The sequence below is a fragment of the Nostoc paludosum FACHB-159 genome, from assembly GCF_014698835.1.
In the GTDB taxonomy this organism is placed as follows: Bacteria; Cyanobacteriota; Cyanobacteriia; order Cyanobacteriales; family Nostocaceae; genus Nostoc; species Nostoc paludosum.
In genome coordinates this window covers 70,687-83,138 of sequence record NZ_JACJTU010000013.1, presented here as the reverse complement: position 1 = coordinate 83,138, position 12,452 = coordinate 70,687, and the positions used below count along the sequence as shown (strand labels likewise).

The following is a 12,452-nucleotide window of genomic DNA, read 5'->3' as shown; positions in this document are numbered from 1 at the left end:
CAATTTTTATCAGGGTGCCTGTGACACCAAACTGATGTCTAGCTAACTGAAAGCTATGGGGTTTCTCTTGTGATTACTATTTCACTTCGTCCAGTTGGACGTTATTGGGGCACTATTAGTTTTGCCTCAACCCTCTATCTTTGTCCCATATTAGATTTATTGTTGGCAGAAATTCCAGCAAAATTACAATCAGAACTGCGTTTAGGGCTTCAAGAAGCCCTAGTAAATGCAGCTAAACATGGCAATAATCTCGATCCAAGTAAAAGAGTTGTAGTACGTTTTTCATTAATAGATAATCAATATTGGTGGATAATTTCAGACCAGGGTAGCGGCTTTACTCCCTTACCTATTAGTGATGAAGAACCAACAGACTATCTACCACCAGATGAAGCAGAAAGTGGTCGCGGTCTATGTCTTCTGCATCAAATTTTCGATCAGGTAGAGTGGAATCGCAAGGGTACAGAATTGAGACTCTGTAAACAAATGGAAAATCGTCGGGGACTATCTCTGCGACGGTAGTTGTAGTTAGGAGTTAGGAGTGATGAGTTAAAAGTTTTAAACTATTAACTCCTAACTCTTAACTCCTAACTTTTGCCATGAGTTGGACAGGGAGGAGCAGAAATAGAGCGATCTAGCCAACCAATTGCTTGTTCTAACCTGGCTTGGGCTTCTTGTGGTTGATTGTTTAAAAGATAAACAAGAGCTGCTGCTAGTTGTTCGCTGGCGCGGGAATTGCGGTTAGACTTGAGGCGATGCCAATCTTCAGGAGAGATGCTTAGTCTTTGCATCAGAACTTGGGCTAGTTCTAAAGTACTAAATTCACTCAGTTGACTGGTTTTCGGTAGCTGTGCAGATTGAGACATAATATAAAGTCCTTTGTCAATTATCCCGTGTCAATTGTCTTATCTTACGAACTTGAGGCAGCCCGTTGGCGGACTTCTCCCGCTTAAAGGAACTACCGTTGAGCAACTGTGGTGGAGGAGTCTGGTGGCTTGGCGGCGTTTAATGACCTCAAACTCGATCGGAGATTTTGTGCTTAGTTATTTGTCCTTTGTTTATTAACTAATGACAAATGACCAATGACAAATGACAATTGACTTTTAATCTTAGTTTACTACTTGTAAATGAAGCCGTCTCAACAATCACAACCGCCAGAGGAAAATCCGGAACCAGATTTGGAACAAGAAATCGAGGAAGTAGAGCGATCGCTCTTATCCTTGAGAGAACGTTACAATCAAGTACAAGGCGATCGTCAGCAAAAGGCTCAATTGCAACAGCGTCAGGAGCGATTAAAAAGCCATAAATCCCAAACACCAGAAATTAAAGCAGAGTTACGGCAAATCAAACAGCAGTTGGAAATGTTAGAAATAAACTTAGAAAGCCAGTTGTTTTCTTGGCGTAGTCTCAAAAAACCTTTCTGGCAGGTCGTCCGCTTTGGTGGAATGGGCGTTATCATAGGCTGGATATTAAAGTCTTATGCTGGGTAAATATGGTAAATCGACGGATTGCAGAAATATTGCGAAGTGGTCAACCTGATGAGTCTCTCTTAGTTCAAGGCTGGGTGAGAACAAAACGCGAGTCCAAAGGATTTGCTTTTATCGAAGTTAATGACGGCTCATCGCTAGCTAATTTGCAAGCCGTCATCAATCAGGATTTGCCAGATTATGAAGCTATTTTGAAAAAGCTGAATACCGGCGCTGCTGTTGAAGTCGCTGGAGTGTTGGTGGCTTCTTTGGGTAAAGGACAGCGAATTGAGTTGAAAGCAGAATCTGTAAAAGTTTACGGAGAAGCCGATCCCGATACATATCCTCTGCAAAAGAAACGGCATTCCTTTGAGTTTCTGCGAACCATTGGACATTTGCGATCGCGTACTAATTCTTTTGGTGCAGTTTTCCGGGTGAGAAATGCTTGTTCGGCAGCAATTCACCAATTCTTCCAAGAAAGAGGTTTTTTGTGGGTACACACACCCATCATCACTGCTAGCGATTGTGAAGGTGCTGGCGAACTTTTTAGCGTTACTAGTTTAGATTTAAAAAATATTCCCCGCACAGATAATCAAGCCGTAGATTATAGCCAAGACTTTTTTGCTAAACCTACATATCTCACAGTTAGCGGGCAGTTAGAAGCGGAAATTATGGCGATGGCGTTTAGCAACGTCTACACATTTGGCCCTACCTTCCGTGCAGAAAATTCTAATACTTCGCGTCACTTAGCAGAATTTTGGATGGTTGAGCCAGAAATGGCTTTTTGTGACTTAGAAGGCGATATGGATTTAGCTGAGGCGTTTCTCAAACATATTTTTAAATATGTGTTGGAAACTTGCCCAGAAGACATGGAATTTTTCAATCAGCGCATTGATAATTCGGTGTTGGCAACAGCCGATAATATTATTAACAATCAATTTGAACGCTTAACTTACACAGAAGCGATCGCACTTTTAGAAAAAGCCGATGTCAAATTTGAATATCCCGTAAGCTGGGGCTTAGATTTACAATCAGAACACGAACGTTACCTGGCTGAACAATTATTTAAAAAGCCTGTAATCGTCACAGATTATCCAGCGAAAATTAAAGCTTTTTATATGCGCTTGAACGACGATGAAAAAACTGTTCGCGCAATGGATATTCTCGCCCCGAAAATTGGCGAAATTATTGGTGGTTCCCAGCGGGAAGAACGGTTAGAAGTTCTAGAACGTCGCGTAGTAGCGCAAGGAATGAAGCCAGAAGATTTATGGTGGTATCTAGATTTGCGTCGTTATGGTACCGTTCCTCACGCTGGTTTTGGTTTGGGTTTTGAACGACTCGTGCAATTCATCACCGGAATGGCAAATATTCGTGATGTAATTCCCTTCCCGCGTACACCGCAAAGTGCCGAGTTTTAGTTTGAGTTGAAAATCAGGCGATTAGAAATCACGTCTACACAAACTAAGTCTGTCCGATGGGCTAATAAAAACTTTGAAACCCGCGAATGCGGGTTTTATTCGTATAGGGAGGTATTTTATCAAGCGATTAATTAAAATTAACGTGAGTTCGACGGGTCGAAAAAGGCAAAAAGCTTGCTATGTATGGATTCGCATAACTCAGCATTACAAAGGCGATGCCTGCGGCGGGCTACGCCTACGCTACGATTAATAGAGCGTAAGTTCTATGTAGAACTAAATCATTAGATTGTAATAAGATTAACGAATCAGCACGAATTGGTTCGCTTGATAATTCAGTAGGGCTAAGTTCTGTTAATTTAATCGGTGAACCTAGTAACCAAGTTACTAAGTCATCTTTGAAGTTTTCAAATCCATATAAAAATAAATCCGTAGAAGTTCAACGATGATTAAGCGCCTACGGATTTTTAATATTTAATTTATTTAAAACCAATGTAAAATGACGATTAACGTCATTACTACCAAATTATGAGCAATTCTTCAACTTTTTCAGATCTAGATTTCTGATTTGCATTGAGCATTGAAAAAATTGTACAAAGTAAAAACTTCATCCTAGAAGTCGAAGAGGAAGCTCCGATAGCAATTCTAAATAAACAGGTGAAATCTAATTACTGAATATTTTAGATAATAGATGCACCCAAACTCGTATTCCGGTTCGCATTCCCAAGGATTTGCATAAATATGCAGTAGGTTCATGACTGATTTTTTACTATGGTTTTACAGTCATTATTACTGATGCTCAGGTAAGGGCAAATATGCCAGAATATAGCTGTTTCGATTTGGAACTACGAGGAACAACTTCCCAGAATAAAAGCGCTTTAAATTACCTAGATGAATTGGATTTAGAAGTTTTGCATGAATCCAATCCAGAAGAAGATGGTTGGTAAAGAATTTGGATTTTGGATTTTAGATCATCAATCCAAAATCCAAATTCTAAAATCGGCTATGCCATTTGATTTTCAATCGCCCACCGCGCTAGTTCAGTGCGGTTGTGGAGATTGGTTTTGCCCAACATATTGGACACATGGCTTTCAACTGTACGCTGACTAACGTTAAGTTCTTCAGCGATTTCTCGGTTAGCTAAACCCCTAGCTACAAACTGGACTACTTTCAGTTCGGTTGGGGTCAACTGGACATCAAAAGGAACTTGGATGCGGGAACCGTTTTCGCCTCCTTTTGCTTGGTGTTCTTTCCAACGGATAGTTTGTTTCAGTGAGGACTCAACTTGGGCTACGAGTTCTTCTGGTTCAAAAGGCTTGACCATATAAACATCAGCACCTTTGTTCAGACCTTTAACTCGGTCTGCACTTTGTCCTTTTGCTGAAAGGAAAAGAACTGGAATCCAGCTGGTGCGTTCGTTTTGCCGGACTTGTTCCACAAAAGTATATCCGTCCATTTCCGGCATCATCACATCGCAGATGATCATGTCTGGAACATCTTGCTCTAAAATTTCCAGAGCTTCACGTCCATTTTCGGCGGTGATGACTTCATATCCTCGGAATTCTAAGTAATCCTTCACCAGCAAGATGAGGTTAGGGTCATCATCAATCAATAGAAGTCGTTTGTGATCTTTCATGCTGGGCTCTTTCATAGCAGTGGCACTTGTCGCGCTTCGGTCCATCAAGGTCTTGAATATTTATCCTCTATGGTGGGTTATTTGAGATGTTGTCCTTTTGCCTACTTAACTTGCCTTTGCTGTCTCAAGTCTCAAAAATGCCGAGCACTTTCAATAGACTACTAGCTCGATAGCAAAAGTCCAGCAAGGATACGTATAGCAGTAGTATCTATAATGCGCTATTATATATCGCTTTGAAAGGGGCGGGGTAAAAAACACTGATAAAATAATAATCCTTCTGACTCACTAGTTAAGTATTGGCTTAAAGATGACCCTACCTCAAAACCAACCCGCACTTTCTTAAAGCTTACTGCTATAACATATCCTTGCGCTGTTAAGCCTCTATGAGATGTTCACAAGAAACTAGGGAAGTTTCTGGCAAAAGATGGGTTAAAAATGCATATTCTTCAACCGCCATTATGCCTAATTAAGTGTTCTTGAACGATTCGCTCAATAACTTCCGAGTTTGCTTGGCGATATCAGACGCCATCAGGATAGACCACCATTATGAGTCCAGAACCACAAACCTGCAAGCAATTGGTTTTAGTTTTAAAAACGCAAATAGTATGACTTGCTTGCGCCTTGTCGAGTTTTAGCTCTTTAAGTCGCTTTTTTAAATACTTCCAAAGTTCCAGACTAGCTGGTTTGGAGCAATAGTTATGGCTTGTTTGGTCAGCACAAATAAAAACATTTTGCTGAATTTTTGCCACTCCTAAACTTTCCACACAATTACTCAGGGCTTTATGTTCAAGAGGCTTGGTGGTTTTCGGGATTTGATAGCTTTTCTGGATCACTTTATTGTTACTCATCGAGCGGCTCCCTGATTACAGTTCTATAACAATTTCCAAGCTTTGCAAATAAAGTTTACTGAGATGGGTACTGGGGATTGACGATTGGGGATTGGGCATAAGGGACTAGGTACTAGGAAACAAGCTTATATCCCATCCCCCATGCCCTATGCCCCATGCCCTATTCCCTATTGTCTATAAAAATATTCGTAGCTTCCGCAACGGAACCCGAAGGATAAAAATAATTAAGCATTTATACTTAAGTACACCCCAGAGATTCTAGTTCGGGAACCCGTACTTAAGAAATTCTTGCCATTGGACGCTGCTTTTGGGTAGATTAGCACTCAGGAGTTGAGAGTGCTAACTCTGGAGAAAATCATATGGCAGCAATATCTCTAACTGTTTCTACAGTAAAACCTTTGGGCGATCGCGTTTTCGTAAAAGTGAGCGCCTCCGAGGAAAAGACCGCAGGTGGTCTGTATTTGCCCGATACCGCTAAGGAAAAGCCCCAAGTAGGCGAAGTAGTCGCCCTTGGCCCTGGCAAGCGTAATGACGACGGTAGCCGTCAAGAATTGGAAATTAAAGTCGGTGATAAGGTTCTGTACTCTAAGTACGCTGGTACTGACATCAAACTCGGTACTGAAGAATATGTACTGCTTTCTGAAAAAGATATTTTAGCAGTCGTTATTTAGTAGGGAGGCGGGAATAGGGAATGGGGAATAGGAAAGAGTTTTCCCAATGCCCTGTTTGCCCTGTTTACCCAATGCCCAATTCAAAAAAATTGACTTACTCCTTGAATTTAGACACCTATGGCAAAGCGCATTATCTACAACGAAAACGCCCGTCGCGCCTTAGAGCGAGGCATTGATATCCTGGCTGAGGCTGTAGCTGTTACCCTTGGTCCTAAAGGTCGTAACGTAGTCCTAGAAAAGAAATTTGGCGCACCGCAAATCGTTAATGACGGTGTAACCATTGCCAAAGAAATCGAATTAGAAGACCACATTGAAAACACTGGTGTAGCTCTGATTCGTCAAGCTGCTTCTAAGACCAACGATGCTGCGGGCGATGGCACCACCACTGCCACCGTTTTAGCTCATGCGATTGTCAAAGAAGGCTTGCGGAACGTTGCAGCAGGTGCTAACGCGATTTTGTTGAAGCGTGGTATTGATAAAGCTACCGCCTTCCTCGTAGATAAAATTGCTGAACATGCTCGTCCGGTGGAAGATTCCAAAGCCATTGCCCAAGTTGGTGCAATCTCGGCTGGTAACGACGAAGAAGTCGGCCAAATGATTGCCCAAGCTATGGATAAGGTGGGCAAGGAAGGCGTAATTTCCCTAGAAGAAGGGAAATCTATGACCACCGAGTTGGAAATTACTGAAGGGATGCGCTTTGATAAAGGCTACATCTCTCCTTATTTTGCCACCGATGCTGAACGGATGGAAGCGGTTTTTGATGAGCCTTTCCTCCTGTTGACCGATAAGAAAATTGCTCTGGTACAAGACCTCGTACCAGTGTTAGAGCAAGTAGCTCGTGCTGGTCGTCCTTTGGTGATTATTGCTGAAGATATCGAAAAAGAAGCTTTGGCAACCTTAGTAGTTAACCGTTTGCGCGGTGTACTGAATGTTGCTGCTGTCAAGGCTCCTGGCTTTGGCGATCGCCGCAAAGCTATGCTAGAAGATATTGCCGTGTTGACTGGCGGTCAACTAGTCACTGAAGATGCTGGTTTGAAGCTAGACAATACCAAGTTAGATAGCCTGGGTAAAGCTCGCCGTATCACCATTACCAAGGACAACACCACAATTGTTGCTGAAGGTAACGAAGTTGCGGTTAAGGCTCGTGTAGAACAAATTCGTCGTCAAATCGAAGAAACCGAATCTTCCTACGACAAAGAAAAACTCCAAGAGCGTCTGGCTAAACTTTCTGGCGGTGTCGCCGTGGTGAAAGTGGGTGCAGCCACCGAAACCGAAATGAAAGACAAGAAACTGCGCCTAGAAGATGCTATCAACGCTACCAAAGCTGCTGTGGAAGAAGGTATCGTTCCTGGCGGTGGTACAACCCTCGCTCACCTCGCTCCTGATTTAGAAACTTGGGCGAACAGCAACCTCACAGGTGAAGAGTTGATTGGTGCGTTGATTGTAGTTCGTGCTTTACCTGCGCCTCTGAAGAGAATTGCGGAAAACGCTGGTCAAAATGGTGCTGTGATTGCTGAGCGCGTCAAAGAGAAGGAATTCAGCGTTGGCTACAATGCTGCAACCAACGAATTTGTCGATTTGTTAGCTGCTGGTATTGTTGACCCTGCGAAAGTAACTCGTTCTGCTCTGCAAAACGCTGCTTCTATCGCGGGTATGGTGTTGACAACCGAATGTATTATAGTTGACAAGCCTGAACCTAAAGACGGCGCTCCTGCTGCTGGTGCTGGTGCTGGTGGCGACTTCGATTACTAATACTTAATAGTCCCCTGTTTGTAAAAATAGCTGCCTCCTTTGCGAAGGCAGCTATTTTTTTGTGTCATGCAGAAAGGAGGAAGACGTGAGTTACGATAACGCTTGCAAATATTTAGCTGAACATTACCCTGCTGATTTTGTCCGTTGGTTGCTGGGGGTGGAGGTTCAAAAAATTGAAGTATTAAAAACCGAACTCATGCTTGAACCAATTCGTGCGGATTCTGTGACATTTCTGCAAGCAGCTAACCAAATTTTGCATATTGAATTTCAAACTTTAGCGAAATCTAACCCACCGCTGAATTTCCGAATGCTTGATTATTCTGTGAGATTAAAACGTCAATACAGATGTCCTGTAACTCAGGTATTAATCTTTTTGCAGGAAACTAGTAACGAGGTGGCTTTCGCAGAAGAATATCGAGACCAGACAACGATTCACCAGTATCGGGTGGTTCGCCTATGGGAACAAGATTCAGAGCTATTTTTGGAAAATCCTGCACTGTTACCTCTAGCAAGTTTGACACGAACAAACTCGCCACCAGCTTTACTGGCACAAGTGGCTGAACAAGTCGCTACAATTCCAGATAGAGAGGAGCGACAAAATATTGCAGGTTGTGTGGAAATTCTGGCAGGTTTGCGATTTGACAAGAATTTAGTTCGTCAATTTTTACGGGAGGATATTATGAAAGAATCTGTAATTTATCAAGATATCGTTCAGAAAGAAGCCTTTAAATTGATCGGTCGCCTACTTAAACGGCGCTTTGGTGATATTGATGCATCATTAGTTGAGCAGATTCGTAATTTATCTGCTGAACAGTTAGAAGACTTGGCAGAAGAACTACTTGATTTTTCGGAAGTGGCTGATTTGGCAGTTTGGGTAGAGCAGCAAGAGAGGAATTAATAAAAACGAGATTTATTTTTAAAGCTGTATCTTTATTCACTTCTGTGCTCGTTCTTAATAAGTTTGTAATTTGTCATGTGTCCATTTATTTACCTCACTCTCTGAATCACTTCTTGAGCGAAATATTTTAGAGAGTCATACAAATCACCATATTTTTGTTTATATGTTAACTTCTCTCCAAAATCTAAATTTTTAGCTAATTGTGCTCTTTCAGCAATTTTAGTTCTAAAAACTGATGGAAAATCAGAGCTATTCGTAATTAACTCAACCAATTGATTTTCATTAGCTCTAGATACATTGAATCTAGAGATTAAAGTTACTAAAGATTTTAAGTTATGCCCATTTTCATTATTAAATTTGTTAATATGTCTTAGGATTAATCTTAATCCACCAATTGACATCCGGTTAGGGGTGCAAGGCAAAATACAAAAATTACTTGCTAAAAATGCACTTTTATTCTTTTGTCTACAAATCTATGAGCCAAAGTCATTCTGAAACAACTCCCTTACATACCCTAAACCCACTCAAAAGATTTTCCGATAGAGCAGAAGATTATGTAAAATACCGTCCAAGCTATCCCACAGATGTAATTCATATTATTTTGGAAGGATTAGATAAAAAATCACAAATTTTCGCAGCAGATATTGGTGCGGGTACAGGAATTAGTTCCAGACTATTAGCTGAACGTGGAGTTAATGTCATCGCCATAGAACCGAATGCGGCGATGAGAGAAGCCGCCGAACCACACCCTTTAGTAGAGTTTCGTGATGGAACCGCAGAATTTACCAAACTTGGGGATAAATCTGTTGATTTAGTTACTTGTTTTCAAGCTTTCCATTGGTTTAATCCAGAACCAACTTTATTAGAATTTCACCGAATATTAAAACCATCAGGACGGTTAGCGGTAGTGTGGAATAACCGCGATAAAGAAGATACTTTAACCGCAGAATATAGTCGAATAGTTCGTGAAGCATCTAACAATCATCCAGCAGAATCAAGGATGCAGTCAGTAGAGCCACTATTAGCAACTCCTCATTTTATCAACATCGGTGAATACACTTTTACTTATAGGCAACAGTTAGATTTAACTGGACTTATTGGACGAGCAAAAAGTGTTTCTTACCTACCAAATGAAGCTTTAGCAGACAACAAATTTATTAATAATTTTCAAGAATTATATCAGCGTTTTTGTGATGAAAATGGTTTTGTGTACTTGGTATATCGGACTAGCGTACACCTTGCCGAAGCAATTAATTAAATGACTTCCAACTCACAAATTACAGAAGGTTGGCATGGCAAACTGAATTTAGTTTACGCCGATCGCCAAAACACAACCGAATTAATTTACACTCACCAGCAAGCACCTTTGAAGGTACAACGCCCATTCTATCCAGAAGGGCAAAAAGTCTGTCATAGCGTAATTTTACACACGGCTGGGGGAGTTGTGGGGGGCGATCGCTTATCCTCTCATATCCACCTCCAACCCCATACACACGCCTTAATCACTACAGCAGCAGCTAGTAAGATATATCGCAGTAATGGCTTACAAGCCAGACAAAACATCCAGATACAAGTTGACGCTGGTGCTTGTTTAGAATGGTTACCGCAAGAAACAATTTTATTTAACAGTGGGATTTATCAGCAAGATTTACAGGTAGAATTAGCAACCGGGGCTAGCTTTTTAGGCTGGGAAATTACCCGCTTTGGCCGCAGTGCTAGAGGAGAGAAATTCTTGCAGGGAGAATGGCGATCGCATACTGAAATTTGGCAACAAGGCGTTCCCTTGTGGATAGATCGGCAATGGTTACCAGCTAGCGAAGAAGTTTTTCACAGTCCCCACGGCTTGGCGGGAAAACCAATCACAGGTAGTCTAGTTTGGCTTGGCGATGCAGTTTCACCAGAAATAATCGAAAAAATCCGAATTTTAGCTAATGGTGTTGGTGAAATAGGTGTTAGCCGATTACAACATGGATTATTGTGTCGATATCGCGGTGATTCTACATCTGAGGTGAGAAACTGGTTTATTGAAGTTTGGCAGTTGCTACGAGTTTGTTTTTTGAATCGTGGTAAGTGTATACCAAGGGTGTGGCAGGTTTAAACTAACCGCAGAGGCACAGAGAACACAGAGGAGAGAAGAATGCAACTTACGCCGCAGGAAAAAGATAAGTTATTGATTTTTACTGCTGCTTTATTAGCAGAAAGACGTAAAGAAAGAGGTTTGAAACTCAATTATCCCGAAGCAGTTGCCTATATTTCTGCTGCTATTTTAGAAGGTGCAAGAGATGGGCAAACTGTAGCTGAATTAATGAGTTATGGCACAACTCTATTAACACGAGATGAGGTGATGCAAGGAATACCAGAAATGGTACATGAAGTGCAGGTAGAAGCAACTTTTCCTGATGGCACAAAGTTAGTTACAGTACATAATCCAATTCGTTAATTTTTTAAATATGATTCCTGGAGAAATTATTACACCAGAAGGTGATATTGAACTAAATGTTGGTCGTCCTACTGTTAAATTGCAGGTGTCAAATACAGGCGATCGCCCCATACAAGTCGGTTCACATTTTCACTTTTATGAAGTTAACGCAGCCTTAAATTTTGACAGAGAAGAAGCGCGAGGAATGCGTCTCGATATCCCCGCAGGTACCGCAGTTCGTTTTGAACCCGGCGATGAAAAAGAAGTGACGTTAGTACCTGTGGTTGGTAGCCGCCAAGTTTATGGATTCAACGGTAAAATTAACGGTTCTCTGTAATTATGCAAATGGAATGGTATAATGAACCGCCTGTTTGGGAAGTAAAAGATGAGGCGATCGCTGTCACTTCCGGGGCAAAAACAGATTTCTGGCGGGAAACTCATTACGGTTTTATTAGAGATAATGGTCACTTTTTTTATCAAAAGATTCAAGGTGACTTTATTGCAGAAGTTAAAGTGACTGGACAGTATCAGGATTTGTACGACCAAGCCGGCTTGATGGTACGTTTAGATGAATTGAATTGGTTAAAATGTGGCATTGAATTTGTCGATGGTGTCCAACAAATTAGCGCAGTAGTGACACGCAATTACTCAGATTGGTGTGTTATTCCAATGCCTCAAAATCCACCTGCAATTTGGGTACGTGTAACTCGACGCGGCACAGCAATAGAGGTGGAATACTCTTTAAATGGAAATGAGTATACAATGCTGCGACTTGCTTATTTAACTCCAGTGGAAACATTAAATGTTGGTGTGATGTGTGCCTCACCTGAAGGAAATGGTTTTCAGATGAGGGTTGAAAATTTTCAAATTCGCGGTTTGTAAGGAGTAGTTATGAGTTAATTGATTTTTTAACGCAGACGGACGCTGAGGTAAACGCAAAGGTACGCAAAGTTAGAGTTTGTTTGCTACGCGTTTAATGCCTTCTTTGAGGTGGAGAACGTTAAAGTTGAGAATCAGACCGAGTTTACAATTAGTTAATTTGAGATAAGTTAAAAGTTGTACGGAGTGAATTGGGTTAATGGATTCTACAGACTTGACCTCAATAATTACTTTATTTTCTACTATTAAATCTAATCGATAAACACAATCTAATTTCACCTCTTCGTAAATAAGCGGTAATGGAACTTGCTTACCAACATTTAACCTATTCTTTCTCAATTCGTAATACAAACACTCCTCATAAGCTGACTCTAACAAACCCGGCCCCAACACTGTATGCACTCGCATCCCACAACCAATTATCACCCCACTCAAATTATTCTCATCCATCCTCTGCGAACCTTTGCGCTT

General features: G+C 41.3%; 17 protein-coding genes and 1 pseudogene. 12 read left to right on the top strand and 6 right to left on the bottom strand.

The features are described 5' to 3' along the window. Nucleotides 1–69: 69 nt before the first annotated feature. Complete coding sequence (locus H6H03_RS15365; RefSeq protein WP_190955957.1) at nt 70–519, top strand: ATP-binding protein; 450 nt, start codon at nt 70–72, stop codon at nt 517–519. Between the two features lie 65 nt (nt 520–584). On the opposite strand, the gene H6H03_RS15360 is transcribed toward H6H03_RS15365, so the two are convergent. Next, nucleotides 585–863 carry a DUF6439 family protein gene (locus H6H03_RS15360; protein WP_190955956.1) on the bottom strand — a complete coding sequence of 93 codons (279 nt, stop codon included), beginning with the start codon at nt 861–863 and terminating at the stop codon, nt 585–587. Between the two features lie 261 nt (nt 864–1,124). Here H6H03_RS15360 and H6H03_RS15355 point away from each other — a divergent pair, with 261 nt between their 5' ends. Next, complete coding sequence (locus tag H6H03_RS15355; RefSeq protein WP_190955955.1) at nt 1,125–1,487, top strand: hypothetical protein; 363 nt, start codon at nt 1,125–1,127, stop codon at nt 1,485–1,487. Between the two features lie 2 nt (nt 1,488–1,489). Continuing rightward, the gene (gene asnS, locus H6H03_RS15350; protein WP_190955954.1) at nt 1,490–2,881 is read left to right on the top strand and encodes an asparagine--tRNA ligase; all 1,392 of its coding nucleotides are present in this window, start codon (nt 1,490–1,492) and stop codon (nt 2,879–2,881) included. Between the two features lie 265 nt (nt 2,882–3,146). Here asnS and H6H03_RS40330 read toward each other — a convergent pair. Beyond that, nucleotides 3,147–3,287: pseudogene (locus H6H03_RS40330) on the bottom strand (Rpn family recombination-promoting nuclease/putative transposase); the annotation flags it as partial. 406 nt (nt 3,288–3,693) lie between these two features. Between H6H03_RS40330 and H6H03_RS40325 the strand changes: the two are divergent. Continuing rightward, a complete protein-coding gene (locus tag H6H03_RS40325) occupies nt 3,694–3,825 on the top strand; it encodes an NIL domain-containing protein (protein ID WP_242057851.1) in 132 nt (43 codons plus the stop codon). A 56-nt stretch (nt 3,826–3,881) separates the two neighbouring features. On the opposite strand, the gene H6H03_RS15340 is transcribed toward H6H03_RS40325, so the two are convergent. Together H6H03_RS15340 and H6H03_RS15335 are read right to left on the bottom strand one after the other, a co-directional pair. Beyond that, entirely contained in the window at nt 3,882–4,559 is a 678-nt protein-coding gene (locus H6H03_RS15340; protein ID WP_012407592.1) for a response regulator transcription factor, read from the bottom strand. 473 nt (nt 4,560–5,032) lie between these two features. Beyond that, a complete protein-coding gene (locus H6H03_RS15335; RefSeq protein ID WP_242057850.1) occupies nt 5,033–5,362 on the bottom strand; it encodes a hypothetical protein in 330 nt (109 codons plus the stop codon). A gap of 359 nt (nt 5,363–5,721) precedes the next feature. On the opposite strand from H6H03_RS15335, the gene groES reads away from it, so the two are divergent. The 3 genes from groES to H6H03_RS15320 all read left to right on the top strand — a co-directional run bounded on the left by groES (nt 5,722) and on the right by H6H03_RS15320 (nt 8,683). Then, the gene (gene groES, locus H6H03_RS15330) at nt 5,722–6,033 is read left to right on the top strand and encodes a co-chaperone GroES (RefSeq protein ID WP_073640427.1); all 312 of its coding nucleotides are present in this window, start codon (nt 5,722–5,724) and stop codon (nt 6,031–6,033) included. 117 nt (nt 6,034–6,150) lie between these two features. Beyond that, nucleotides 6,151–7,785: a chaperonin GroEL gene (gene groL / locus H6H03_RS15325; RefSeq protein ID WP_190955953.1), complete on the top strand. Its 1,635-nt coding sequence runs from the start codon at nt 6,151–6,153 to the stop codon at nt 7,783–7,785. Nucleotides 7,786–7,870: 85 nt separating this feature from the next. Further along, on the top strand, nt 7,871–8,683 hold the full coding sequence (locus H6H03_RS15320) for a DUF4351 domain-containing protein (protein ID WP_190955952.1): 813 nt from the start codon (nt 7,871–7,873) through the stop codon (nt 8,681–8,683). Nucleotides 8,684–8,772: 89 nt separating this feature from the next. Here H6H03_RS15320 and H6H03_RS15315 read toward each other — a convergent pair whose 3' ends face one another. After that, nucleotides 8,773–9,084 carry a hypothetical protein gene (locus H6H03_RS15315; RefSeq protein WP_190955951.1) on the bottom strand — a complete coding sequence of 104 codons (312 nt, stop codon included), beginning with the start codon at nt 9,082–9,084 and terminating at the stop codon, nt 8,773–8,775. Between the two features lie 74 nt (nt 9,085–9,158). Here H6H03_RS15315 and H6H03_RS15310 point away from each other — a divergent pair, with 74 nt between their 5' ends. From H6H03_RS15310 to H6H03_RS15290, 5 genes are read left to right on the top strand one after another with little or no spacing between them, the layout of a single operon-like run. After that, nucleotides 9,159–9,941 (top strand): class I SAM-dependent methyltransferase, encoded by a 783-nt coding sequence (locus H6H03_RS15310; RefSeq protein ID WP_190955950.1) that lies wholly within the window; start codon nt 9,159–9,161, stop codon nt 9,939–9,941. After that, entirely contained in the window at nt 9,942–10,781 is an 840-nt protein-coding gene (locus H6H03_RS15305) for an urease accessory protein UreD (RefSeq protein WP_190955949.1), read from the top strand. Nucleotides 10,782–10,820: 39 nt separating this feature from the next. Further along, on the top strand, nt 10,821–11,123 hold the full coding sequence (gene ureA / locus H6H03_RS15300; RefSeq protein WP_190955948.1) for an urease subunit gamma: 303 nt from the start codon (nt 10,821–10,823) through the stop codon (nt 11,121–11,123). Nucleotides 11,124–11,133: 10 nt separating this feature from the next. After that, the gene (locus H6H03_RS15295; RefSeq protein WP_190955947.1) at nt 11,134–11,439 is read left to right on the top strand and encodes an urease subunit beta; all 306 of its coding nucleotides are present in this window, start codon (nt 11,134–11,136) and stop codon (nt 11,437–11,439) included. Between the two features lie 8 nt (nt 11,440–11,447). Further along, a complete protein-coding gene (locus H6H03_RS15290; protein ID WP_190955946.1) occupies nt 11,448–11,984 on the top strand; it encodes a DUF1349 domain-containing protein in 537 nt (178 codons plus the stop codon). 69 nt (nt 11,985–12,053) lie between these two features. Here H6H03_RS15290 and H6H03_RS15285 read toward each other — a convergent pair whose 3' ends face one another. Continuing rightward, a complete protein-coding gene (locus H6H03_RS15285) occupies nt 12,054–12,431 on the bottom strand; it encodes a GxxExxY protein (RefSeq protein ID WP_190955945.1) in 378 nt (125 codons plus the stop codon). Between the last annotated feature and the right edge of the window lie 21 nt (nt 12,432–12,452).